The sequence below is a fragment of the Aquisalimonas sp. 2447 genome, from assembly GCF_012044895.1.
In the GTDB taxonomy this organism is placed as follows: domain Bacteria; phylum Pseudomonadota; class Gammaproteobacteria; order Nitrococcales; family Aquisalimonadaceae; genus Aquisalimonas.
In genome coordinates, this window is record NZ_CP050695.1 from 492587 (window position 1) to 517052 (window position 24466).

At 65.8% G+C, this 24466-nt stretch carries 22 protein-coding genes; 10 read left to right on the forward strand and 12 right to left on the reverse strand.

Annotated elements, in window-relative coordinates:
- From KU884_RS02260 to KU884_RS02285, 6 genes are all read right to left on the reverse strand, one after another.
- Entirely contained in the window at nt 1-582 is a 582-nt protein-coding gene (locus KU884_RS02260) for a hypothetical protein (RefSeq protein WP_167781100.1), read from the reverse strand.
- Nucleotides 579-2030, reverse strand: a complete 1452-nt coding sequence (locus KU884_RS02265) for an ATP-binding protein (RefSeq protein WP_167781101.1) — start codon at nt 2028-2030, stop codon at nt 579-581. Before KU884_RS02265 ends, KU884_RS02260 begins: the two co-directional genes overlap by 4 nt.
- Nucleotides 2027-3076 (reverse strand): Holliday junction branch migration DNA helicase RuvB, encoded by a 1050-nt coding sequence (gene ruvB / locus KU884_RS02270; RefSeq protein WP_167781102.1) that lies wholly within the window; start codon nt 3074-3076, stop codon nt 2027-2029. Before ruvB ends, KU884_RS02265 begins: the two co-directional genes overlap by 4 nt.
- Nucleotides 3077-3142: 66 nt before the next feature.
- Nucleotides 3143-3748 carry a Holliday junction branch migration protein RuvA gene (ruvA, locus tag KU884_RS02275; protein WP_167781103.1) on the reverse strand — a complete coding sequence of 202 codons (606 nt, stop codon included), beginning with the start codon at nt 3746-3748 and terminating at the stop codon, nt 3143-3145.
- Nucleotides 3745-4251 (reverse strand): crossover junction endodeoxyribonuclease RuvC, encoded by a 507-nt coding sequence (gene ruvC, locus KU884_RS02280; RefSeq protein WP_167781104.1) that lies wholly within the window; start codon nt 4249-4251, stop codon nt 3745-3747. Before ruvC ends, ruvA begins: the two co-directional genes overlap by 4 nt.
- A gap of 33 nt (nt 4252-4284) precedes the next feature.
- Complete coding sequence (locus KU884_RS02285; protein ID WP_167781105.1) at nt 4285-5028, reverse strand: YebC/PmpR family DNA-binding transcriptional regulator; 744 nt, start codon at nt 5026-5028, stop codon at nt 4285-4287.
- A 380-nt stretch (nt 5029-5408) separates the two neighbouring features.
- Between KU884_RS02285 and KU884_RS02290 the strand changes: the two genes are divergently transcribed.
- The 5 genes from KU884_RS02290 to KU884_RS02310 all read left to right on the forward strand — a co-directional run bounded on the left by KU884_RS02290 (nt 5409) and on the right by KU884_RS02310 (nt 10665).
- Complete coding sequence (locus tag KU884_RS02290) at nt 5409-6626, forward strand: substrate-binding domain-containing protein (RefSeq protein WP_167781106.1); 1218 nt, start codon at nt 5409-5411, stop codon at nt 6624-6626.
- Nucleotides 6627-6734: 108 nt separating this feature from the next.
- Entirely contained in the window at nt 6735-7514 is a 780-nt protein-coding gene (locus KU884_RS02295; RefSeq protein ID WP_167781107.1) for an ABC transporter ATP-binding protein, read from the forward strand.
- Nucleotides 7515-7562: 48 nt separating this feature from the next.
- Nucleotides 7563-8288, forward strand: coding sequence for an ABC transporter ATP-binding protein (locus KU884_RS02300; RefSeq protein WP_167781108.1), 726 nt, complete (start codon nt 7563-7565; stop codon nt 8286-8288).
- Nucleotides 8289-8300: 12 nt separating this feature from the next.
- On the forward strand, nt 8301-9437 hold the full coding sequence (locus KU884_RS02305) for a branched-chain amino acid ABC transporter permease (protein ID WP_217351403.1): 1137 nt from the start codon (nt 8301-8303) through the stop codon (nt 9435-9437).
- 13 nt (nt 9438-9450) lie between these two features.
- Nucleotides 9451-10665 (forward strand): branched-chain amino acid ABC transporter permease, encoded by a 1215-nt coding sequence (locus KU884_RS02310; RefSeq protein WP_167781109.1) that lies wholly within the window; start codon nt 9451-9453, stop codon nt 10663-10665.
- A gap of 27 nt (nt 10666-10692) precedes the next feature.
- Here KU884_RS02310 and KU884_RS02315 read toward each other — a convergent pair whose 3' ends face one another.
- Nucleotides 10693-11745, reverse strand: coding sequence for a patatin-like phospholipase family protein (locus KU884_RS02315; RefSeq protein ID WP_167781110.1), 1053 nt, complete (start codon nt 11743-11745; stop codon nt 10693-10695).
- Between the two features lie 112 nt (nt 11746-11857).
- On the opposite strand from KU884_RS02315, the gene KU884_RS02320 reads away from it, so the two are divergent.
- Nucleotides 11858-13096 carry an HDOD domain-containing protein gene (locus KU884_RS02320; protein WP_254432149.1) on the forward strand — a complete coding sequence of 413 codons (1239 nt, stop codon included), beginning with the start codon at nt 11858-11860 and terminating at the stop codon, nt 13094-13096.
- A 40-nt stretch (nt 13097-13136) separates the two neighbouring features.
- On the opposite strand, the gene KU884_RS02325 is transcribed toward KU884_RS02320, so the two are convergent.
- The gene (locus KU884_RS02325) at nt 13137-14867 is read right to left on the reverse strand and encodes an AMP-binding protein (RefSeq protein ID WP_167781111.1); all 1731 of its coding nucleotides are present in this window, start codon (nt 14865-14867) and stop codon (nt 13137-13139) included.
- Nucleotides 14868-15152: 285 nt separating this feature from the next.
- On the opposite strand from KU884_RS02325, the gene pabB reads away from it, so the two are divergent.
- Entirely contained in the window at nt 15153-16532 is a 1380-nt protein-coding gene (pabB, locus tag KU884_RS02330; protein WP_254432150.1) for an aminodeoxychorismate synthase component I, read from the forward strand.
- Nucleotides 16533-16561: 29 nt separating this feature from the next.
- Here the strand turns inward: pabB and KU884_RS02335 are convergent, their stop codons facing one another.
- Complete coding sequence (locus KU884_RS02335; RefSeq protein WP_167781113.1) at nt 16562-17380, reverse strand: HDOD domain-containing protein; 819 nt, start codon at nt 17378-17380, stop codon at nt 16562-16564.
- Between the two features lie 203 nt (nt 17381-17583).
- On the opposite strand from KU884_RS02335, the gene KU884_RS02340 reads away from it, so the two are divergent.
- The 3 genes from KU884_RS02340 (at nt 17584) to phbB (ending at nt 20399) form a co-directional block, all read left to right on the forward strand.
- Entirely contained in the window at nt 17584-18762 is a 1179-nt protein-coding gene (locus KU884_RS02340) for an acetyl-CoA C-acetyltransferase (RefSeq protein WP_167781114.1), read from the forward strand.
- A gap of 55 nt (nt 18763-18817) precedes the next feature.
- Complete coding sequence (gene phaR / locus KU884_RS02345) at nt 18818-19375, forward strand: polyhydroxyalkanoate synthesis repressor PhaR (RefSeq protein ID WP_167781115.1); 558 nt, start codon at nt 18818-18820, stop codon at nt 19373-19375.
- Between the two features lie 277 nt (nt 19376-19652).
- On the forward strand, nt 19653-20399 hold the full coding sequence (gene phbB, locus KU884_RS02350; RefSeq protein WP_167781116.1) for an acetoacetyl-CoA reductase: 747 nt from the start codon (nt 19653-19655) through the stop codon (nt 20397-20399).
- 701 nt (nt 20400-21100) lie between these two features.
- Here phbB and KU884_RS02355 read toward each other — a convergent pair.
- The 3 genes from KU884_RS02355 to KU884_RS02365 form a co-directional block, all read right to left on the reverse strand.
- Nucleotides 21101-22117, reverse strand: coding sequence for an alpha/beta fold hydrolase (locus KU884_RS02355; protein ID WP_167781117.1), 1017 nt, complete (start codon nt 22115-22117; stop codon nt 21101-21103).
- The gene (locus KU884_RS02360) at nt 22110-22838 is read right to left on the reverse strand and encodes a hypothetical protein (RefSeq protein ID WP_167781118.1); all 729 of its coding nucleotides are present in this window, start codon (nt 22836-22838) and stop codon (nt 22110-22112) included. The genes KU884_RS02355 and KU884_RS02360 overlap by 8 nt, the downstream gene beginning before the upstream one ends.
- A gap of 66 nt (nt 22839-22904) precedes the next feature.
- Nucleotides 22905-24356 (reverse strand): M48 family metalloprotease, encoded by a 1452-nt coding sequence (locus KU884_RS02365; protein WP_167781119.1) that lies wholly within the window; start codon nt 24354-24356, stop codon nt 22905-22907.
- Between the last annotated feature and the right edge of the window lie 110 nt (nt 24357-24466).

The following is a 24466-nucleotide window of genomic DNA, read 5'->3' on the forward strand; positions in this document are numbered from 1 at the left end:
TCAGTCCCGGCCGCGCTCGATGATGCTGCGCTCGATGGCCTTGAGCGCTTCGAGCTGTTCCTCGAGCGCTTCGTTGCGTGATCGTTCCTGGCCCAGGCGTTGCTCCAGCTCGGCGATACGCGAAGCGCTGGTCGCCTGGTCCGTATGGGCGTCATGCAGGAGGGATGCCAGCGCCGCCCGGATCGGCGCCTCGGCAGTCTGCTCACGGCAGACCGTGAGGCCCGCCAGAGCGTCGTCGCTGAGTGCCTGCCGCTCCTCATCGGCCCGCGCCACAAGGGCCAGGCGCACATGGTCGTCGCTGCAGGTGTCTGTATTCACAGCCGCAGTCAGGCGCTCGCGTTCCGCTTCCAGGGCGGTGTGATTCATGGCATCGACCAGCAATGCGTATTGCAACAGGTCATCCAGGGGCGGTTCATCGTCGTCTTCTGGCGACACCTCGCAGTAGTCTGCCGCCTTGCACCACTGCTCGGTCATGGCCTGGCAGCCGGCCACGGCGGCCGCTCCCAGCAGCAGGATCAGCAGGGCTCGAAGGTGCCGCCCGCGCGGCCATCCGGGCCGGGGGCCTGATTGTTGTCTCGTCATGTCCGCGTCTTCCGGCTTGTGTCCAGGGGCAGGATCACCCGTATGCGGGTGCCGCCGTGTTCCGGGCGTTCGATGTCGATGCTGCCGCCGTGGGCTTCGGCGTATTCCCGGGCGATGGACAGCCCCAACCCCGATCCTTTCACGTAACCTTCTGCGCGGTTGCTTCCCTGGAAGAAGGCATCGAACACCGATTCACGCTCCTCCTCGGGAATGCCCGGGCCCTCATCTGCCACCGCCAGAGTCACGCTCCCCCCGTCACGGACCAGGCTCAACTCGATCCGACCGCCGGTGGGAGAGAATTTCACGGCATTGGACAGCAGATTGTCGACGATGGTGCGGAGCTTTTCCCCATCCACCTGCATGTGCAGATCCTGCAGCCGGGTCTCCAGGTGCAGATCCTTGGTCAGCATGGCGGGTTTGTGATTCCGCGCCACCTCATTGACCAGCGGCGCCACGCGGGTTCGCCGCAGATCCAGGCTCTTGGCGATGTCGCGGGCGGTGCTGAAATTGAGCAGATCCTCGATCAGCCGCTGTAGCTGGTGGGCATTGCCGGTGATGATCTGCGCGATCTCCTGCTGTTCGCGGTTGAGCTCGCCAACGCTGGGGTCGGCGAGCAGGTCGCCGCCTTCGCGGATGGCAGTAAGCGGTGTCTTCAGCTCATGGGAGACATGACGCAGGAAACGGGTTTTCTGCTCCTCCAGCTCCAGCAGCCGCTCCCGGAGCCAGTCCAGGCGCTCGCCCACGTACTGGACATCCTGCGGTCCGGACAGGCGCACCGGGTGCTGGAAGTTGCCATCACCGAGCCGGCGGATGATCCGGTCCAGCTGGCGGATGGGCCGCGCAATCAGGGTGGTGAAGAATGTCACCGAGAGGACGGTGAGCGGCCCCAGGGCGATGGCCAGCCAGAACAGAAGCTGCTGGGCAGTGGAGGCGGTGTCCTGCATCTCCCGGACTTCCCGGTCCACCATGCGGTTGCTGCCAGCGAGCACTTCCTGGCCGAGGCGGTTGAGGGCGAGGAAGTCCTGGGCCAGTTCGATCTGGTCGATGTCGGGGGTGTCGCCGCCGGCGTCGATGCGTTCGAAGATGGCTGCTTCCGCCTCGGCCATGTCATCGACGTGATCGCGGTGGGCGTCGTCCAGCGGCAGGCGGTGCAGGCGGCGCACCGTATCCTCGAAGGTCTCGTGAGCCTCGCGGACGTTCTCCAGGAGTTCCTCCTCCTGGAGGATGAGATACTGGCGGCCGCTGCGCTCCATGGTCGTGACCAGGTCGCTGAGCTGGCGGCTGGCGGTGATGGCTTGCACCGCCTGGTAGACGGCGTGCTGGCTCTGATTGGCCAACCGGTCCACGTACAGGCCGGCGTAACCCAGGGCGATGATCAGCGGCAGGCTGACGAAACCGAAGCCGTACAGGGTCAGCTTCAGCGTGGATTTGGGCTGGTAGAGGCTCATGGTGGATCGCCGGAGAAAAGGTCCCCGATGGAGGCTTCGCTGCGGGGTGGTGGCGCCAGGCCGAAGTGGCGGTAGGCGCTGGCGGTGGCCATGCGCCCGCGGGGGGTGCGCATCATGTAGCCCTGCTGGATCAGGAATGGCTCCAGCACCTCCTCGATGGTGCCGCGCTCCTCACCGATGGCCGCGGCCAGGTTGTCCACGCCCACCGGGCCGCCGTCGAATTTCTCGATGATGGTCTGCAGCAGACGTCGGTCCTGTTCATCGAAGCCGGTGTCGTCGACGTTGAGCATGCGCAGGGCCTGGTCGGCCACGGTGCCGGTGACATGGCCGTCGGCGCGCACCTCGGCGAAATCGCGCACGCGGCGCAACAGCCGGTTGGCAATGCGCGGCGTGCCCCGGGAGCGCCGCGCGATCTCGCGGGCGCCGTCGTCGTCGATGTGCAGAGCCAGCAGCCCGGCGGAGCGGGTGACAATGCCGGCGAGATCCTGTTCACCGTAGTACTCCAGCCGCTGGGTGATGCCGAAGCGCGCCCGCAGTGGCGCGGTCAGCAGGCCGGCCCGGGTGGTGGCACCCACCAGGGTGAACGGGGGTAGATCCAGCTTGATGGAGCGTGCCGTGGGGCCCTCGCCGATCATGATGTCGATCTTGTGGTCTTCCATGGCCGGGTACAGCACTTCTTCCACCACCGCGCTCAGCCGGTGGATCTCGTCGACGAACAGCACGTCGTGGGGTTCCAGATTGGTGAGCAGGGCGGCCAGGTCGCCCGCCTTCTCCAGCACAGGCCCGGAGGTCTGGCGCAGGTTGACGCCCATCTCGTTGGCGACGATGTGTGCCAGGGTGGTCTTGCCGAGGCCCGGCGGGCCGAAGATGAGCAGGTGGTCCAGAGCGTCGCCGCGGCGGCGCGCCGCCTCGATGAAGATCTCCAGCTGCTCGCGCACGGTGGGTTGGCCGACATAGTCGGCCAGGTGCTTCGGGCGGATTGCCCGGTCCAGGGCTTCGTCCTCGGTGGAGGCGCTGGCGGTAACGACGCGGTCGGGTTCGATCATGGCCTATCCGGGAGCTCGTGCTTCAGGGCCGCAGGAACGCGCGCGGCCAGATCTGGGAATGGTGCCCTATCGTACTGATTTTTGCAGGGCCCTGCGGATCAGCTCCTCACTGGGCAGACCGGCCTCGCCGGTCTTTTCCACCAGGCGGGTGGCTTCGGCCTGCTTGTAGCCCAGGGCCACCAGGGCGCTGATGGCCTCGCTGGTGGCGTCCTCGGGCATCCCCGCCGGCGTTGTCCCCGGCGCGGCGGGTGTGGTGGGGCCGTCCACCAGGGCCTTGACCCGGTCCTGCATTTCGATGACCAGACGCTCGGCGGTCTTGCGGCCGACGCCGGGGATGCGGGTCAGTGGCGTGGCGTCCTGGTGGCGCAGGCACTGGATGAAATCGTCCACACCCATGCCGGAGAGCAGGGTCAGGGCCAGCTTCGGGCCGACGCCGCTGATGCGGATCAACGCCCGGAACAGTTCCCGGTCACGTACCGAGGCGAAGCCGTAGAGACTGTGGCCATCCTCGCGCACGGCCAGATGGGTGTGCAGCGAGACCTGCTCACCCAGTTGTGGCAGATTGCTGATGGTCGACAGTGGTGCCTGTATTTCGTAGCCCACACCGTGGACGTCCACTAGCAGCCAGGGAGGCTGCTTTTCCGCCAGAGTTCCGGTCAGGCGTCCGATCATGCCCCGTGTCCCCGGTTCGCGTGAATGCGTTGCTGCAATGGTGTCTGGTGGACGTGGCACAGGGCCACCGCCAGCGCGTCGGCGGCGTCTTCGGCCAGATGGCTGTCCACCTCCAGCAGCTGCCGGACCATGTGTGTCACTTGCGCCTTGTCTGCGGCGCCGGTGCCCACCAGCGCCTGTTTCACCGCCCGCGGCGTGTATTCGGCCACCGCCAGCCCGCGGGTCGCCCCGGCACAGATGGCCGCCCCGCGGGCGTGGCCGAGTTTGAGGGCGGAACTGACGTTCTTCTGTACGAACACCTGCTCCACGGCCAGCACCTCGGGTCGGTACTGCTCGATCAGCGTGTCCAGGTCGGTGAAGATGACGCGCAGCCGTTCGGGGAAATCCGACGTGCCGGTACGGATGACGCCGCTGACCACGTAGGTGTAACTACCGGATGCGGCATCGACAACCCCGTAGCCCGTGACTCGGGAGCCGGGGTCGATGCCCAGTACCCGTGTCATGGCCGTCGTCCATGGCCTGCGCCGCGGAGAGCCTTACGCGTCGGCGTAGGCTTCCTCGGCGATGTCGGCATTGTGGTAGACCCGCTGGACATCATCCAGGTCCTCCAGGCGCTCCAGCAGTTTCATCATCTTCTCGGCGTCGTCGCCGGTGAGATGGACGGTGTTGGCCGGGCGCATGGTGACCTCGGCGTCGGCGGGCTCCAGGCCGCCGGCGACCAGCGCGTCCCGGACCTCGATATAGGCCTCCGGGGTGGTCAACACGTCCATGGAGCCGTCTTCGTTGGTGACGATGTCCTCGGCGCCGGCCTCCAGCGCCAGTTCCATGACCTGATCCTCGTCCGTACCCGGGGCAAAGGTGATCACGCCGCTGTGGGTGAACAGGAACGCCACCGAGCCATCCGTGCCCAGGTTGCCACCATGCTTGCTGAAAGCGTGGCGGATCTCGGAGACGGTGCGGTTGCGATTGTCGGTCATGGTTTCCACCATCACTGCCGCCCCGCTGGGGCCGTAGCCCTCGAAGCGCGGTTCCTCGTAATTGGCGCCCTCGTCCTGACCCGCTGCGCGCTTGATGGCGCGCTCGATGTTGTCTTTGGGCATGTTCACGGCCAGGGCGCGATCCACGGCCAGGCGCAGGCGCGGGTTGGACTCCGGGTCCGGGTCACCCAGCTTCGCCGCCACCGTGACCTCGCGGATCATCTTGGTGAACAGCTTGCCGCGCTTGGCATCCTCCGCCTTCTTCTTGTGCTTGATGTTGGCCCACTTGCTGTGACCTGCCATCCCTTTCCCTCAGCAATCGTCGATGGTGCGCATCCGCTCCGGTGCCTCTCCCGGGGAGTGTCCCCCAAGGACACCAGGGGGCAGAGCTTAGCATGCCTGATGCTGCTGGTTGAGGGCAGGGCGGGTGCATGCGGTATCCATCCGCGCCGGCGGGCTGCGGGAGGAGATTCAGCTATTGCATCCGGTGCGCAGACGGCCTACTCTAGATGTGACGTCGTCGTCATGTTTTACCTGGGGCGGGCGTGAAAAACCGCGCAAGTGCCCAGCCGACAAGGGCGGCGGCGAAGAGAAGAACCGAATCAGTCCTCATGTCGGGGTCCTGCGCTCCGGCACGACGACTACACAACAAAGCTCACCTGATGATCAGGGAGGAGAGCACCATGAAGCGCATTCTCACCACCGCTGCCGTGGCAGCATCAGCACTGACCGTCGGCCATGCCTCGGCCGACTCCATCCGTATCGCCCACGTGACAGGTTTCTCCGGCGCACTGGAAGCCTATGCCGAGCAGACCGCGCGCGGCATGGAAATGGGGTTCGAGTACGCCACCGACGGCTCCATGGAGATCGAGGGCCGCGCCATCGAAATGCTGCGCAAGGACGACCAGGGCGATCCGTCCCGTGCCCGCGCGCTGGCCGAGGAGGCCTATGCCGAGGACGACGCCCATATGGTCGTGGGTTCCATCGCCTCCGGGGTTGCACTGGCCATGCTCGACGTCGCCCAGGAGTGGGAGCGCATCATGATCCCTGAGGGGGTCGCCGACGGTATCACCGGGGAGCGGCATAACCGCTACGTTTTCCGCGTGGGCCGCAACTCCTCCCAGGATGCGGTCTCCAACGCCGTGGCCGTGGCCGTGGGCGGCGACGGCGTGTGCGTGTCGACCATTGCCCAGGACTACGCCTTTGGCCGGGACGGCGTCAGCGCCTACAAGGAGGCCATGGAAGCCGAGGGCGGCCGGATCCTCCACGAAGAGTATCTGCCCACCGACGCCACGGACTTCACCGCGGCCGCCGAGCGGCTGTTCGAGTCCCTGCGTGACCGCGATGACTGCAACGACAAGTACATCTTCGGCATCTGGGCCGGCCAGACCAATCCCTTCGGCCGTATCCAGGATCTCAACCCGGAGCGCTTCGGCATTACCATGAGCACCGGGGGCAATATCCTCCCCGCCATGGTCGGCTACTCCGACTTCGAGGGCATGGAAGGGGCGACGTTCTACTACTACGAGCATGTCGACAATTCCATGAACAACTGGCTGGTGGACGAGCACTACGAGCGCCACGATGCGGCCCCGGACTTCTTCACCGCCCAGGGCTTCTCCCAGGCCGTGGCCATCACCGAGGCGATCCGCGCCTCCGGCGGCTCCACTGATGTCGAGGACCTGATCGATGCCTTCCGCGGTCTGGAATTCGACACGCCCAAGGGCGCCATGCGCATCCGGCCCGAGGACCATCAGGCCATGCAGTCCATGTTCCACTTCGAGATCGAACGCCAGCGGCGCAGCGACTGGTTCGCCGGAGACGACGAGCAGACCGTCGGCGTGCCGGTGCTGGTGCGCGAGATCCCCATGGACGAGCTGGACATCCCGATCCGCAACTAACCACCACCGTGACAGTGCACTGCGTCGTGGACGGGGCTCGTTCGAGCCCCGTCCCGCCGGCGGGGTGTGTCTGCCACGCGGCTGCAACCCGGTGCAGGGGGAGACGCAATGGCAACCGGAAAGCCGGTTCTGGAAAGCCGGAACCTCACCATCAACTTCGGCGGCCACATCGCCGTCAACGACATGTCCTGTGCCTTCGCACCCGGAACACTGACATCCATCGTCGGGCCCAACGGTGCGGGCAAGACCACCTGGTTCAACCTGATCTCCGGCCAGCTCAAACCCACCAGTGGGGAAGTGCTGCTCCACGGCGAGGATATCTCCCGGCTGTCCGCTCCTGCGCGGGCCGACAAGGGTCTGGGCCGTGCATTCCAGCTCACCAACCTGTTCCCCAATCTCACCGTGCTGGAGAACTGCCGGCTGGCGGTGGGATCGCGGCAGAGCGTGGGCTACAACTTCTGGTCCCTGGATGCCGGGCGCCAGGACGTCACGGACCGGGCCATGGAGTACCTCCGGCAGGTGCGCCTGGCGCACCGTGCCGACTACGTGGTCAGCGGCCTGCCCCACGGTGACCAGCGCAAGCTGGAAGTCGGCCTGCTGCTGGCACTGGAGCCGGAGGTGTTCATGTTCGATGAGCCCACCGCCGGCATGAGCGTGGACGAGGTGCCCGTGATCCTGGATCTGATCGCCGATATCAAGAAACGCCAGGACAAGGTGGTGCTGTTGGTGGAGCACAAGATGGATGTGGTGCGTTCCCTCTCGGACCGCATCGTCGTGCTGCATAACGGCGAACTGGTGGCCGACGGCGACCCGGCTGAGGTGATTTCCTCGCCGGTGGTGCAGGAGGCCTATCTTGGCATTCCCCAGGACGAGGCCGAGAGCGCCTGACGGCGCGCCGGCACGCCACGCAACCGAACGGACATCGAGGCCGGAATCATGGCTGAATCACTGCTTTCGCTGACCGATCTGCACGCCAATATCGGTCAATACCACATTCTCCACGGGGTCAACCTGGAAGTCCCCCGGGGCGAGCTCACGGTGTTGCTGGGCCGCAATGGCGCCGGCAAGAGTACCACCCTGCGCACCATCATGGGCCTGACCCAGGTCTCCCGCGGCGCGGTGCGCTTCAAGGGCGAGGACATTACCGGCGCGGCGACGCCGGGCATTGCCCGCAGGGGCATCGCCTTCGTGCCGGAGGGCATGGGCATCTTCCAACTCCTCTCCGTGCGGGAAAACATGGAACTGGCCGCCGCCAGCGGCCCCATCGATCAGCAACGCCTGGAGTGGGTGTTCGAACTGTTCCCGCCCATGAAGAAGTTCTGGGACAAGGACGCCGGCAATCTCTCCGGTGGCCAGAAGCAGATGCTCGCCATTGCCCGCGCCATCATCGAGCCACGCGAGCTGCTGCTCATCGACGAGCCCACCAAGGGGCTGGCGCCATCGATCATCAACGATCTACGCGACGCGTTCATCGATCTCAAGGACCAGGAGGCGACGATTCTGCTGGTGGAGCAGAACTTCAACTTCGCACGTGCCCTGGGGCAGTCCGTTGCGGTGATGGACGATGGCGCCGTGGTTCACAGCGGGCAGATGGCGGCCCTGGCCGAGGACGAAGCGCTGCAGCAGGAACTGCTGGGCCTGAGCCTGGGTGCACACCAGTAAGGATGATGACCAATGAGTGCCAATATCTCGACCATGAACGGTAGTACCGGCGGTCTGCGGCAGCGTTTTGCCGCCTTCCGCGACGGCTACCCGCATTTCTTCGTGCTGGGGCTGATGGTGGGCGTCATGCTCCTGCTTGCCCTGGTGCCGTATCGCACCGTGGCCGGACCCTGGCTGGAAGCCGGTGAAGAGGTGCCGGCGCTGCTGCAACTATTCCGCCTGGGCTTCACCACCTGGTTCACGCTCACCGTCAGCGGCATGGCCATGGGGCTGATGATCTTCATCATGTCATCGGGCATGACACTGACCTTCGGCCTCATGAGCGTGCTCAACCTGGGGCACGGTGGCTTCATCTCCTTTGGCGCATTCTGTGGCGCCACGGTGGTGGCCTATCTGTCCCACTGGGGCGGTAGCGGCAGCCTGATGCTGACCACTGGTGTGCTGATCCTGGCGTTCTTCTACGCCATGCTGATCACCGGTGCCCTGGGCATATTCTTCGAGCGCGTGGTGATCCGTCCAGTGTATGGCGACCACCTCAAGCAGATCCTGGTGACCATCGGCGGTGCCATCATTCTCATGGAGCTGATCCACGTTATCTGGGGGCCCACGGACCTGCCGGTGCCGCGGCCGGATCTCCTGCGTGGCGCGGTGATCTTCCATGACGGCGTGCCGCTGATCGGCGGTGCCGCCATCGAGATCTATCGCCTGATGGCGGTGATCGTCGGTCTGATCCTGTATGCACTGATGCAGCTCACTATCAGCAGGACCAAGGTGGGTGTGCTCATCCGCGCCGGTGTGGAGAGCACCGAGATGGTGGAAGTGCAGGGCTACCGGATTCGCATGCTGTTTCTCGCCGTGTTCGTGGTGGGTTCCGCACTGGCCGGGCTGGGCGGCGCCATGTGGGGCATGTATGAGCAGATCGTCAATGCCCACATGGGTGAGCACCTGATGATCATGGTCATCGTGGTGATCATTACCGGTGGCCTGGGTTCCATTACCGGCTGCTTCTACGCCGCCATTCTGGTGGGCCTGATCAACCTCTATGTCGGCTACCTGGAGCCACGCCTGGCGGGTATCGCCACCGTAGGGCTGATGGTCGCCGTGCTCATGTGGCGGCCCCAGGGGCTGATCCCGGTACTCCGGCATTAAGGGAACAATGACAATGATGCACTCGATTCTTTCCGGCGATTTCCCGCGCAGTCGCGTCCTCACGGGTCTGTTGATCGCCATCTTCATCGGACTGGCCCTGGGGCCGTTCCTGTTCGGTGGCACGGTGGCGTTCCGCACCATGGGGCTGATCTGCGTGTTCATCATCGTGGTGGCGTCCTATGACCTGATGCTGGGCTACACCCACGTGGTCTCCTTCGCCCACCTGATGTTCTTCGGCTTCGGCGCCTACGGCGTGGCCATGGCGCTGGATGCCATGGGCTCGAACTTCACCGCCATTTTTGTCGGGCTGGGTGCCAGCCTGGCGCTGTCGGTGGTGGTGGCGCTATTGCTGGGGCTTCTGTCCCTGCGGGTGAAGGCGATCTTCTTCGCCCTGGTGACCCTGGCCATCGCCTTCGCCTTCATGGTGCTGGTGAACCAGCTGTACTTCATCACCGGCGGCGAGGACGGCATGCGCGTGGCGGTGCCCCGGGAACTGGGGCCGGCCTTCCGCATGGATGACACCTGGTCCGGGTTCTCCCTGGTGGGCTGGCTCTGGGGCGTGATTACCAATCCGATGGCCGTGGCCGAAGTGAGCCGCGAGGCCTTCTTCGACGTGCGCATGAACGGCCGGCTGTTGATGTACTACGTCACCTTCGTGTTGGCCACGGGGCTGTTCCTGTTCATGCTGCGCCTGGTGAACTCGCCCTTCGGCAAGGTGCTACTGGCCATTCGTGAGAACGAATTCCGCGCCGAGGCGCTGGGCTATCGCACCGTCTTCTACCGTACCGCGGTGGTGGTGATTGCCTCCATGCTGGCCACCGTCGGCGGCGTACTGTTCGCCCTGGTAACGCGCTACATCACGCCCGAGGCCACCCTGGACTTCGAACTGGCGGTGTTCGTGCTGCTGATGTGCGTGATCGGCGGCATGGGCACGCTGTACGGGTCCGTGGTCGGGACGACGGTGTTCCTGATTGCCCAGAACTATCTCCAGGACCTGCTGGGCGGTGTCTCCGGCTGGATGGAGGCCATGCCGCTGCTCCACTATGTGGCGGGCCTGTTCGGATCGGATCGCTGGCTGCTGTGGTTCGGCGTGCTGTTCGTGCTCAGCGTCTACTTCTTCCCCACTGGCATCGTCGGTCAGCTGCGTACCTGGGCCGCCGAGCGGCAGCAGCGTGGTCACCAGGGCACCGCCATCGGTGACGAGGGAGTCGCAGAGCGGGGGAGTTGAGGACCACTGACCGGGGGCGTGTCGTCTTCACTGCCCCCGGGTCTTGTGCGCGCCCATGGAACTGCGGCGGCCCAGGTGGCCGCCGCTTTCCTGCAGCCAGGCGTCAGCATGTTCGCGGCCGAGATCGCGCAGGTGGCAGAGAAAGTGCCAGTCCGGGTTGATGCGGCTGTTACGGCCCATCTCGCTGGTGGCACTCCCCGTGTCGATGTCATGCAGGCGGTGCCGGCGCCAGAGCAGTCCCGAGGGAACCGCCGCCGCCCCCTGTCGTAGCATGCCGAGGAATTCCAGTTCCCGCGCCAGGTTGGCGTTGAAGGCGATCTCGTTGGCGCGATCGACGATGTCCGGCAGCGATGTAGGCAGATCCGGTCGTTCCGGCGGTGTCAGCTGCACCAGCAGCAGGTCGTGGGCCCGGCATTCCAGAAACAGCGGCCAGAGTGCCGGGTTGGCGGTATAACCACCGTCCCAGTAGTGCTCGCCATCGATTTCGATGGCGTGGAACAGCAGCGGCAGGCAAGCCGAGGCGGCAACAGCCCGGGCCGTGATCTCTTGGCGACGGAACAGGCGTGCACTGCCGGTGCGCACGTGTGTGGCGGACACGAACAGCTGCAGTCGGTCGTCATGGCGCAGGCGCTCGAAATCCACGCTCTCTTCCAGCACCTGGATCATCGGATTGAAGCCGCCCGGGTTGAGCTGGTACGGCGAGGCCATCCGGCTCAGGCTGTTGACCAGCATAAAGCCCGGTGACCAGTCCCGGTTCCACCCATGCAGCAGATAGTCCAGAGGCGTGGTCTGCAGCGGCCCCATTTGCGCCTGGTCGCTGACCCGGCGCCAGAGCTGCTCAAGGCTGTCGCGGGCGCCCTGACGCCCAGCGGCGAGAAAGCCGCTGGCAAAGGCCACGGCGTTGACCGCGCCGGCACTGGCACCGCTGATGCCGTCGTAGTTGATGCGCCGCTCCTCAAGCAGACGATCCAGCACGCCCCAGGTGAAAGCCCCGTGGCTGCCGCCGCCCTGCAGCGCCAGATTCAGGCGCACCCGCGGCGCGCCCAGCACCCGGTCGCGGACGCCGGCTAGCCAGCCCATGGGGGCCCCGCGGTCATCAGGATTTCCCGGCCCTGTGAGCTAGGTCGCACTCGTGCTGATCCTCCGTGTGCTAGCGTGCGAGAGAACTGTCAGGGAACCATAACACGCGATCATGGCTGCAATCGGGACTGAAGTGCTGGAAACGCTGGTACCCCTCCGGGATCTCCCCGAAGAGGCGGTGAGGGAGCTCGTGGACGTGGTCGAGCTCGAGGACCACGCGGCACGCAGCGTCATCTTCCGCCAGGGCGGTGATGACGGCTGGACACGTTACGTTCTCTCCGGCGCCGTTGTCCTGGTGGACGACGACGGCAACCGCCGCACCTTCACCGGCACCGGTAATGCCGGGGTGTACCCGGAGCCTCTGGCGCTGGGGGGGCCTTTTCCGCACAACGCCGTGGCCAGCACCGACGTGCGCCTGATCCGGTTGCCGCGGCAGCGGGTGAACGAAGTCATGGCCGCTTCCCGTCTGCCGGACTACGACGTGGGTGAGGTCAGTCCGCAGAGTGGTGATGCTGGTGAGGGGCTGTTCTACCAGCTGTTCGAGGATCTCATGGGAGATCGACTGGATCTGCCCAGCATGCCCGACATGGCCATCAAGGTCCGCGAGGCCATCGAGGAGCACGAGGCTGGCGCGGGTGAGCTGGCGCGGATCATCCAGGCGGACCCGGCCCTCGCCGCGCGGTTGATCCAGACGGCGAACAGCGCCGCCTTCGGCGGCCAGACGCCGGTGGATTCCCTGGCGCCGGCGATAACGCGGCTGGGGTTGCGCACCACCCGCGAGGTGGTGGTTGCCGTGGCGCTGAAATCGGTGTTCCAGTCATCGCACCCGCTGCTCAATCAGCGCATGACCGAACTGTGGATGCACAGCGCCCTGGTGGCGGCCATCTCCCAGGTGATGGCGCAGCGCCTGCGCGGTTTCGACTCCGGGCGTGCCCTGCTGGCCGGCCTGGTCCATGATATCGGCGTCATTCCCATGCTCACCAACGCCGGCGACTACCCGGAGCTTGCCAACAACCCGATGCTGCTGCAGCAGACCATTGCCGCCTATCGCGGCCAGGTGGGGGCGATGATCCTGCGGCGCTGGAACTTCCCGGACGACATGGTCAACGTGCCGCTGGCGGCCGAGGAGTGGCATCGGCAGGCAGATGCAGCCGACTACGCCGATCTGGTGATGCTGGCGCAGTTGCAGGCGCTGAGTGAGGAGCCCATGGCCGAGGTGCCGGGGCTCAGCGAAACCTCCGCATACCACCGTCTCGGTCTGGAGAAGCTCGGCGTCACCGAAGGTGCCTCCATCATTGCCGAGGCCCGGGAGGAGATCGCCGAGGCGCAGAAAATCCTGCTGGGGCACTGAGCTATTGCCCCGCCAGGTGGTGGCGGGGCAACAGGGCCCGTCAGCCCTCGTCGTTGAGGACCTGATTGCGCAGGTCCTTGCGCAGAATCTTGCCCACGGGGGTCTTGGGCAGCTCGTCGGCGAAGCGTACTTCCTTGGGGACCTTGTAAGCGGTCAGATTCTTGCGCGCGAACTCGATCACGTCCTCTTCCTTGAGCTCCTTGTTGCGCGTGACCACATAGGCACGCACCGTCTCGCCGCCGGCCTCCTGGTTGGGGATGCCGATGACCGCGGCTTCGTCGATGTCCGGGTGTTCGCTGAGGACTTCTTCGACCTCGTTCGGATAGACGTTGAAGCCGCTGACATCAATCATGTCCTTCTTGCGGTCGACGATGCGGAAGAAGCCGTCCGGGTCCATGGCGGCCATGTCGCCGGTGCGGAAAAAGTCGTCCTTGAGCACCGCGTCGGTCTCCTCCGGCTTGTTCCAGTATCCCTGGAACACCTGCGGACCCTTCACCGCCAGTTCGCCGACCTCGCCCGCGGGCACCGGGTTCCACTCCTCGTCGATGATCCGCACGATGGTGCCCGGCACCGGCAGGCCGATGGTGCCCAGGCGGTTCTCGCCAGTGGGCTGGTTGGTGCTCACCACCGGGCTGGTCTCGGACAGGCCGTAACCCTCAACCGGTTGCACCCCCGTGCAGGCCTTCCACTCGTCGGCCACCGACTGGTGCAGCGCCGTGCCCCCGGAGACGGTCTGCCGCAGGGCGGGCGGATTCGACTTGAACCAGGGTTCGTTGGCAAGCGCGTGGAAGAGCACGTTGACGCCGGCGAACTGGGTGATCTCGAACTTCTCGAACGCCTTCTGCAGGTTGCTCGGTGGCCGCGGCGAGGGGCAGAGCACGTTGCGGCAGCCGTTGTAGTAGAAGCCCATCAGGTTATTGGTGAAGGCGAAGATGTGATACAGCGGCAGGGCCGTGAGCACCGTCTCCTTGCCCGGCTCGATCACTGGCTTGGAGACGGCATTGACCTGCGCCAGGTTGGCCAGAAGGTTGCCGTGGGTGAGCATCGCCCCCTTGGCCGGACCGGTGGTGCCGCCGGTGTACTGCAGCGCAGCCAGGTCGTCCGGGCCGCGCCGGACCGGATCCTCCAGCTTGGAGACGTGCGCCTTGCCGCGGGACAGCGCTTCCTTGATGGGGGTGACCTCGCCCGTGGGCTGAGGGACCATCTTCTTGAGCTTCATCACCGTGTTGATGAGCAGCCGCCGTGGCCCCGGGAAGAACTCGGCGGCGCCGGCCATGATGACGTGGGAGACGTCGGTGCCGGCGGTGGCGTCCTTGATGTTGTGCCCGAACAGGTTGAACATCAGCAACGCCCGCGCGCCACTGTCCTTGAGCTGGTGGTTGGTCTCCCGCGGTGTATACAGCGGATTGACGTTGACCAGGACCAGGCCTGCCTTGAGGATACCGAACACGGCCACCGGGTATGACTGGCAGTTGGGCAGTTGCACGGCCACACGCTCCCCCGGCTCCAGGCCGAGTTCGAAGCGCAGATAGGCGGCGAACTGGTCCGAGTACACATCCGCTTCGCGGAAGGTCATCTCACCGTGCAGGCCGTTGTCCAGGCAGGTGACGAAGGCGGTGTTGTCGCCGTTCTCCTTGGCCACGCGCCGGATGAGGTCGGCGAGGTTGCGATCCGGGAGCGGGTTGAAATCCTTGTCCACGCCCTCGCCATAGGAAGCGAGCCACGGCTGACTGTCGTAGGCTTGGGCAGGGTTCTGTGTGGTGTCGTTCATGGTCTCCATCCTCGCTGGTTCTGTTCTTCAACGGGCGGCGTGTTCTATGCTTCCCGCGCACTGTCCCCGGGCCGCCGCGCTCCTGAGCGATAACCATACCGACAGGACTGTATTGTTGCCAGTATGCGCCACCCTGGTAGAGGCTGGCGCAGTGTCGCCGGCCGAGACAGATTCGCAACCAGTCAGGATGAAACATTACCAGGACATGTCGCAACCTCTGTTGAACGGGAAAACGCCGCAAATGCAACTGTCTTCGGTCCACGACGCATTACCGGGCGGACCTCCGTGACCGTGCCGCTGCTGCACGATCTGCCCTATCCATCCGATCCCGCGGCACTGTTTCAGCGACTCCGGGATCTCGCCGGGGCCGTCTGGCTTGACAGCGGCGGCCCGGGCGCCCAGGCGCGCTTCGACGTCATGGCGGCCTTGCCGACGCGTGTATTGCTGCAGGAGGCGGGGTGCATCTGGCGACAGGAGCACGGGGTCTGGGAGGAGATCGGCGGTGATCCCTGGGATGCCATCAGGGAGTTGCTGGGCGAGCCCGTACCGTCGGTGGACGGGTTGCCGTTCAGCGGTGGCGCGCTGGGGTACTTCGGCTACGATCTCGGGCACGCCGACGTGGTCGGTCGGCATGATCCGCGCCCCGGCGATGGCATGCCCGAACTGTGGCTAGGCTTTTATGACTGCGTGGTCGTACTGGACCATGTTGACTGTCGCGCCCGCCTGGTGGAGCGCCCCGGAGGCAAGGCCGCGGCAACGGCCATGCTCTCGCGACTTTGGGACAACGCCCTGCAGGAGTCAGCGGAGCGGTTCCGCGCCGGGCCGCTGCGGGAAGAGCCCGGGCGTGACGGTTACGGGCGCGCCTTCCGTGCAGTGAAGCAGTATCTGCGTGATGGTGACTGTTACCAGGTGAACCTGGCGCGCGCGTTCCGCTGCAGCTACACCGGCGACCCCTGGGATGCCTATCGCCGCCTGCGGCGCTGGAGCCCCGCGCCGCACGGAGCATGGCTCAGTCTGCCGGACGGGCGCGCCGTACTCAGCCTGTCCCCTGAGCGGTTTCTGGCGTTGGCGGGCGGTCGTGTGGAGACCCGGCCCATCAAGGGAACGCGCCCGCGCGGCGCCGATCCGGATGGGGATCGCCGGCTGGCCGCCGAGCTTCAGGCCAGCAACAAGGACCGGGCAGAGAACGTGATGATCGTGGACCTGCTGCGCAACGACCTGGGGCGGGTGTGCCGCACCGGGAGTGTGCGCGTGCCGCGCCTGTTCGGCGTCGAAACCTTTGCCAGCGTCCATCACATGGTCAGCGTGGTGGAGGGCCTTCTGCGCCCCGGAGAGGACGCCGTTTCCCTGCTGCGCGCATGCTTCCCCGGCGGCTCCATCACCGGGGCACCGAAGAAGCGGGCCATGGAGATCATCGCCGAGTTGGAGCCGACGCGTCGCGGCCCGTACTGTGGTGCCATCGGCTACATCGGTTACGACGGCGCCATGGATACCAGCATTACCATCCGCACGGCGGTGTGCCAGGGTGGCGTGATGACCTATCGCGCAGGCGGTGGCCTGGTGATGGATTCAGAAGAGCAGGCCGAATACCAGGAAACCCGGGACAAGGCCCACGCCTTCCTGCGGCTCGCCAGTGAGGGCGAGGCGGACGGCCGACGGGATTGAGCGGCCGCGCCGTTGGCATCCGTCGGGGCTCAGTCGGCGAGCAGTCCTGCCAGCGCCACTGTCTCCTCGTGCTCACGGCGGCAAGCGCTGGCCACGCGGGTCAGGGCGGCGGCATCCAGGCCACGGTCCTGGAGCGCCGGCGGTACCGGGGCATCGAAGCCTGTATCCGCCCAGTTGGCAGCGTTACGCAGCAGCCCCAGAAGGCCGGGTTCCCGGGCTGCGTCCGGTGTTCCCATGGCCTCGACGAGGGCGCAGACCGACACCGGCAGTTCCCACTCGCGCAGCAGCATGCCGCCCGCCTGATGGTGATCGACATCCAGTTCGGCGCGGATCAGGGCTGCCAGCCCGGCGTCGGGCTGGCGCTGGCGTGCTGCGAAGACGGTGTCGAGCTCGCGGGGAAAGCCGTGCGCCAGCAGCAGGATCCCAATGGAGTGCAGCAGCCCCGCGAGTTGTGCGGGGGCGGGGTCCAGAGCGGCGGCCTGGGCCAGCCGTCCACTTGCTCCGGCGGTGGCGATGGCGTGCTGCCAGTATCGCGCCGGCTCAAAACCGGGGCAGCGCGACGCGTCGAACTGGTTGCGCAGCAGAATGGAGGTGACCAGCACACGCAGGCGGTTAAGTCCCAGCCGCATCACGGCCTCGTCAAGGCCGCTGATGCTGCCCTGGCCGGAGTAGAACGCGCTGTTGGCCGTGGAGACAATGCGCGCGGCCAGTGATGGCTCGCGGCCCAGAGTGTGCGCGAGGCTGGCGACATCCGCTTCCTCGGCGTTGACCTGGAGCAGGATCTCGTGACTGACGTAAGGCAGCGACGGCAGCGCTGCGGCCTCTAGCATGTTCGGCCGATGGCCCATGGGCTGTCCTGGTGTTCTGGAACTCAAGTTCGTTGCATTGCGAGCGCCTGTGCCGCACCGGCTTGAGCGTCACAGGGAGTATACTGGTGCAAGGGTCGGTTCCGCGCAACGCCCTGACGGGTTGTCGCCCTCCGGCCTGGCGCGCACAATCCGGTGACCATGCGACGCATTGGTCCTGACAACACAGAGTCCTGGAGGTGAGTATGGAAGAGGCGGTCATTGTAGCGGCACACCGGAGTGCCGTCGGCGGCTTTGGCGGCTCGTTGTCGAGCCTGACAGCGGTGCAGCTGGGTACCCAGGTGATCCGGGGCACGCTGGAGCGCGCGGGGGTTTCGCCGGAGCAGGTCGACGAGGTCATCCTCGGGCAGGTGCTCACCGCCGGCGCTGGCCAGAACCCGGCGCGGCAGTCTTCCATTCATGCGGGCATCCCGGATCGCGTTCCGGCGATGACCATCAACAAGGTCTGCGGCAGCGGGCTCAAGGCGGTGTCCATGGCCGCCCAGGCCATTGCCCTGGGGGATGCGGAAATCATCGTTGCCGGTGGCCAGGAGAGCATGAGCCAGTCGGCTCACGTGCTGCCGAACTCCCGCAACGGCCAGCGCATGGGTGACTGGAAGCTCGACGACACCATGATCCGTGATGGCCTGTGGGACGCCTTCAATCAGTACCACATGGGCGTCACTGCGGAGAATCTGGCGGAAAAGTACAGCATCTCCCGCCAGGAGCAGGACGAGTTCGCGGCGCAGTCCCAGCAACGGGCGGTGGCTGCCATGGAGGCCGGTCACTTCCGCGAGCAGATCATTCCCATGGAGGTGCCCCAGCGCAAGGGAGATCCGGTCAAGGTGGACACCGACGAGCACCCCAAGGCCGGGACCACCGCCGAAAGTCTGAGCAAGCTGCGTGCGGCCTTCGCCAAGGAGGGGACGGTGACCGCCGGCAACGCCTCCGGCATCAACGATGGTGCCGCGGTGGTGCTGGTGATGTCGGCGAGCAAGGCCAAGGAGTTGGGGCTGGAGCCGCTGGCGCGCATCAGTGCATACGCCAGTGCCGGTGTCGACCCGGCCATCATGGGGTCCGGGCCGGTACCTGCGACGCAGCGCTGCCTAAAACGGGCGGGCTGGGACGTCGGCGACCTGGACCTGGTGGAGGCCAACGAGGCCTTTGCCGCCCAGGCATTGGCGGTCAGCCGTGAACTCAAGTGGGACATGGACCGGGTCAATGTCAACGGCGGTGCCATCGCTCTGGGGCATCCCATCGGTGCGTCGGGGTGCCGAGTGCTGGTAACCTTGTTGCACGAGATGAAGCGCCGCGATGTCAGCAAGGGTCTTGCCACCTTGTGCATCGGCGGTGGTCAGGGGGTCGCGCTCGCCGTGTCCCGCTGAACCCAGCCATGGCCGCGGGGGCTGCCCCGCGGCCTCGTGCAAGGAACTGGTTAGTATGAGCAACGATGACGTTCGCATCATCAAGAAATACCCCAATCGCCGCCTGTACGACACGGCCATCAGCAGCTACATCACGCTGGCCGACGTCAAGCGGCTGGTGCTGGACGGCGTCGACTTCCAGGTTGTCGACGCCAAGAGCCGGGATGACCTGACCCGGACCATTCTTCTGCAGATCATCAGCGAGGAGGAAGAGGGCGGCGAGCCCATCTTCAGCAGTGAACTGCTGGCGCAGATCATCCGCTCCTACGGCGGCAACATGCAGAACCTGCTCACCGATTACCTGGAAAAGAGCATGGACATGTGGGCCGAGCAGCAGCGGGCGTTCCGCGAGCAGACCCGCGATTTCATGGACTCCAACCCCATGACCATGCTCACCCAGATCGCTGAACGCAATCTCGCCGTTTGGCGGCGCATGAGCGGCGTGAAAGGCCAGGACGAGGACAGTGCCGGTCAACGGCGCGATGACTCCACCCGCGACTCACCCAGAGGTGCCGGTATGGAAAGCAGCGCTCGCACCGGTGGCCGCAAGGGGCCGTCGCGCTCCCGAGAATAGCTTTCCGCAACGCGATCCCCCGCGAACCTGTGGCCAGGCTGGGGTGGCAGTGCTGCCCCAGGTGCGGTTGAGACCGATGTGGGGGCATGCCTGGAATGTGATCCAGTCGTCATCTTCAAAGTTGACAGGTGATCCACCTGTCCCTATCCTCGATTTCAGGTTATGACGCGATGCACAACGTCACGGATTCCCGTGGCGGCGTTCCGGCGTTATTGCCCCCTGGCGGGGCCCAGTCATGTGCCGGAGATCCCGGCGGAACAACCGAAGAGAGGCACCCATGACGAATCGAGTTGCGCTTGTCACCGGCGGTAACGGTGGTATTGGTACCGAGGTCTGCAAATACCTGTCGGCGCTCGGGTATACCGTGGTCAGTACCTGTGTGAACGCCGACAAGGAAGACATTCTCGGCTGGCAGGAAGAACTGCAGGCGGAAGGGCACCAGGTCAATTGGGTCGAGTGCGACGTGTCCGATTTCAATGCCTGCGGTGCCATGGCGGAAAAGGTCGAGGGCGAGTACGGGCCGGTGGATGTGCTGGTGAACCTGGCCGGCATTACCCGGGATGCCTTTATCCACAAGATGGAGAAGGACGCCTGGGATGCCGTCATCAACGTCAACCTGACCAGCGCCTTCAATGTCACGCGCAACCTCATCGATAACATGCGCAGCCGCGGTTTCGGCCGCATCATCAACATCTCGTCGGTGAACGGGCAGACAGGCCAGTTTGGACAGACCAACTACTCGGCAGCCAAGGCCGGGCTGCACGGTTTCACCATGGCGCTGGCCAAGGAAGGGGCCCGCAAGGGGATTACCGCCAATACCGTGTCCCCCGGTTACATCAACACGTCCATGACCGCCGCCATCCCCGACGAGGTCAAGGAGCAGATCCTGGCCCAGGTGCCCGCGGGACGCATGGGTCGTCCGGACGAGATCGCGCGCGTCGTGGCGTTCCTGGCGGCGGACGAGTCCGAGTACATCAACGGCGCCAACATTCCCGTTAATGGCGCCCTGTTCACCAGCTTCTGAGCTTCGTGGACAGGGCGGCAGCCGGCGGCAAAGTGCTTGACGCCAAGGGTCTGTCGGGATAAGTTAGTGCGGTGCAACATGGCGGCGCGCCACTTGGGGCGCGCCGTTCGCCAGCAAGGTCTTTAGCGGGTGCTGGCCCGTATGAATTCGCCGGTTCGCGAAGCCGGTCCGCTTCTCCTCCAGGCGACTCCCAAGTCGCCCTTTATGCCCCCTCACCCGAGGGGGCTTTTTTTTGCCCGGACCCCTGAAACTTACTACAGACAGAGTTGTACTCCTTACTGGTAGGTAAGAATGCAGGAAATTTTACGGCAAGTGTTGACAGACAGGTTGGTCTTGGATAAAATGCTGCAGAGCAACATAGGGAAAGCAAAAAAACGGGAGCACAGAAGCTCCCCGATATTTGCGCCCTTCTTGTTCTTGATTTAGTTGGCTTTGTGGTTGTCAGGTCTCACCAGCGAGACCGGAGCGCTTAACCAGCATGGATTACCCGGTTCTCTGACCGGTCTGCTTCTCCTCCAGGCGACTCCCAAGTCGCCCTTTATGCCCCCTCACCCGAGGGGGCTTTTTTTTGGCCGCTGCCCGTGCGGATCAAGACAGCTTCCTAATGACTGCATTGTAGTCATGCCGAGACACATGGCAAGCATTTTTGTTGCTGCGTCGCAACAGTGTGTCCGGCCAGGCACAAGTGACGTTCCCGGGCATCACCACGAGGCGACCTCGCCGCTGGTGTCCAGCCAACTGCCGATGGCCGGTGCCAGTGTCCGCTGGGACCGCCGACTGACAAACAGGCCCAGGTGCCCCCCGGGTTCCAATCGCGATGTCACAACGCCGGCCGGCAACCACTCCTGCAGTGCCAGCGCCGACTCGGCGGGTACCAGGTGGTCTCTGTATGCCGCGACGTTGAGCACCGGAGTACGCAATGCGTCAAGCCTCACGCGGTGCCCGCCCAGGTCCAGCACCCCCCTGGCAAGGCGGTTCTCCCGGTACAGCCAGTGCACGGTCTCCTGTACCAGCCGGGCAGGCTGGTCCGGGCAGTCATACATCCACGCCTCCATCCGCTGCCAGCGTTGCCTGGCTTCCTCGGGGGTGTCCGCACCCGGTCGATAACGCCGTACGGCGAGGTCCGTCAGTCGCAGGCTCGCAAAAGCAGCCGCGAGTTCCGTCCCCGACACGTTGCGGGACTGACTCACTGGGGCTGCCGCGCGCAGTAGCCGCCCCAGGCGGTGTTCGCCGCGTTGTGTGTCCACCGGCGTTGCCAGTAGCACCAGGCGGCGGATGCGTGCCGGGAACACGGTGGCGTGGATCAGTGCCAGCAACCCACCCTGACAGATCCCGAGCACGTCCACGTTGTCGACGCCCCGGTATCGACACAGCGCATCCAGCGCCTGCCGCGGGAACCGCAGGGCATAGTCCGCCAGGCCCAGCAGCCGTTGCCAGGGGGCGGGGTCGTCCCAGCACAACAGATAGACGTCGCGTCCCTGTTCGATCAGACGCCGCACCATGCTGTGCCGGGCGTCCAGGTCCAGCAGCGTAGGCCGATTGATCAGGGAATAGACGATGCACACCGGCGGCCCGTCGGCGGACGACTCCGTATAGCGATACAGCCGCCAGGGAGAGCGCCCGGCGATCTCCTCCCGGGGTGCGACGGACACCGGCTGCTGCGGCAGGGCCGGACCGCCGCCGGTGGCGTCGGGGGAGGGGCGGTGTGGTTCAGTCACTGTGGTTGCCGTCCCGGCGTAGTTGTCGTACTTCTTCGCGAAGCTCGTCGACCTCGGCGCGGAGGGCATCCGTATCCCGGTCGTGATCGCGATCAAGCCGATCGACAGCGGCCTCCAGTGCCGCGACGGCACCGGGGCCGGGAAGTCCGAGCGCCGCCGCCGCCGTGTCGAGCACCGACGCTGCCGCCTGCCGAAACTCTTCCCGGGTCTGCTGGAGTTCACGAAGCGCCTCGCCGTGGGCAGCGGTCTCAAGGCGCTGATCCCAGGCTTCCTCCATGGCAAGGGACCACTGCTCCGCAAGCCACCAGGCATCAATGGACTCAGCCGGCATGGTCAGGGCGCGTCCGCGCCAGTGGGCGCCGGCCAGCTCCACCACCTGTTCCAGTTCTCCGGACGCGGCTTTGGTGGCACTGGCCAGGCGCGCGAACGCCAGTTCGAGCGCCTGCAGCGGGGCGCCGAGATGCGGCCAGCCGGCCAGCAATGGCGCCGCGCCGCGCAGCCATTGCCCCGCACCGCCAACGCCGACGGCGGGAATGTCCCCGGCGGCGTCCAGGCCGCGAATCGCACCGCGCATCTGTTCGATGACGCGGTCAACGGCGGTCTCGCGTTCGCTGGAGCCGGCTTCCGTCCGGCGTAGCTCCTGCGCAAGGGGCTCCAGCGACGCAGCCCAGGCCCGAACGGCCCCGCCCGCGTCACCGAGGTTGCCCGTGTCCCATTCCATATCCGACTCGCCAGCAGTTGCGATGACGACGAGCAGGATACCGGATGCGGTGGCCCGGGGAATACGCTAACGCCGCTGCCGCTCCATCTCCTGCTGGATCGCCTGGCGGCGGGATACCGCCCGCGAGCGCTGTTGAATCTCCGCTTCCGAGGCGTTGGCAACGCGGTCCAGCTGATCCAGGGCGAGACGCAGGTTGCCCTGGTAGTAGTAATGTTCCCCCATGGCCAGCATGCTCTCGTATTGCATGCCCGCCTCGCTGGCGGCCTCCGCGTGCAGCCGGTGCAGGGCGCCGTCGCCGCCGTGCCGCTGGATGTGCCGCCGTACCAGCTCCCGGGCCTCTGCCGCTTGCTCCAGTCGCAGCTGCTGCCGGGCGGTGTGTATCACCAGTGGGTACTGCCCGGGGTAGAGTTCCAGCCCCAGGGTCAGCGTCTCCAGCGCTTGCTCCGGGGCTCCGGCAGCGTGCTGGGCCCGTGCCAGCGCAATGAAGAAGCTCGGATGCTCACCGCGGTCCTCCATCAGCGCCTCGATGTCCTGCACCGCCTGCTCTGCCTCGCCATCCTCCAGTCGGGCCAGTGCCAGTCCGAAGCGGGCCGCGGCGCTGCGATCGCTTTCCATGTCGTCGTCATCCATTTCCGCCTCGAAGTGCCGGATTGCGGCCTCGGGGTCGTTAGCTCGCGCCATCAGCATTTTCGCCCTCATGAGACCGAAGGTGATGCTTTCATCCGGGCTGCCATTGCTCAGACTGCGGGCCCTGCCAAGGGATTCTGCGATGCGTGACTCGGTGACCGGGTGCGTGCTCAGGTACTCCGGCGGGCGTTGCTGGTGCTGGGTTGCTTCCGCCAGCCGTTCGAAGAAGCGGGGCATGCCTTCGGGATCAAGGCCGGCATCGGCAAGGATGCGGATGCCGATGTTGTCGGCTTCGCGTTCGTGGGCGCGACTGTAGTTCAGCTGCTGCTGGATGGACCCCGCCATGCCGCCAATGGCTGCGGCGCCGCCAAGATCGGCGTCCTGGGTGCCCATCAGGATGGCTGCCAGGACGATGCCAAGGGTTTGTAGTCCGCCGCCCCGGGAGTCATCCAGCCGGCGGGCGATATGGCGCTGTGACACGTGAGCGATCTCGTGGGCCATCACCGCCGCCAGTTCGCTCTCCGAGCGGGTGCGCTCGATAAGGCCGCGATTGATGCCAATATACCCGCCGGGCATGGCAAAGGCGTTCACCGTCGGGCTGTCCACGACGAAGAACGTGTACGCCATGTCCGGTGTGTCGGCCCGGGAGACCAGCCGTTGTCCCAGATCCTCTATGTAGTGGCGGAGTTCCGGGTCGTCGCTCATGGGCACCCGGAGCCGCACCTCGCGAATCAGCTGCTGTCCCAGCCGACGCTCTTCCGGCAACGACAACGTGCGGCTGGCCGGATCGCCCAGATCGGGAAGGCGCACGCGCTCGTCGGCGACCGGGGCCGTCCCGCCCGCCACGGTGCCGAGCACCAGCGCAATGATGATCATGATGGTACGTTTCACGGGCTGTTCCCGCTCCCCTCCGATGCCACGGACCGCGCCGGTGCGGGCTGCGTCCGGGCCGTCGTGGTCATTGTGCTTGCTTGGACCAGCGTCGGCAAAAGCCGTTCCGC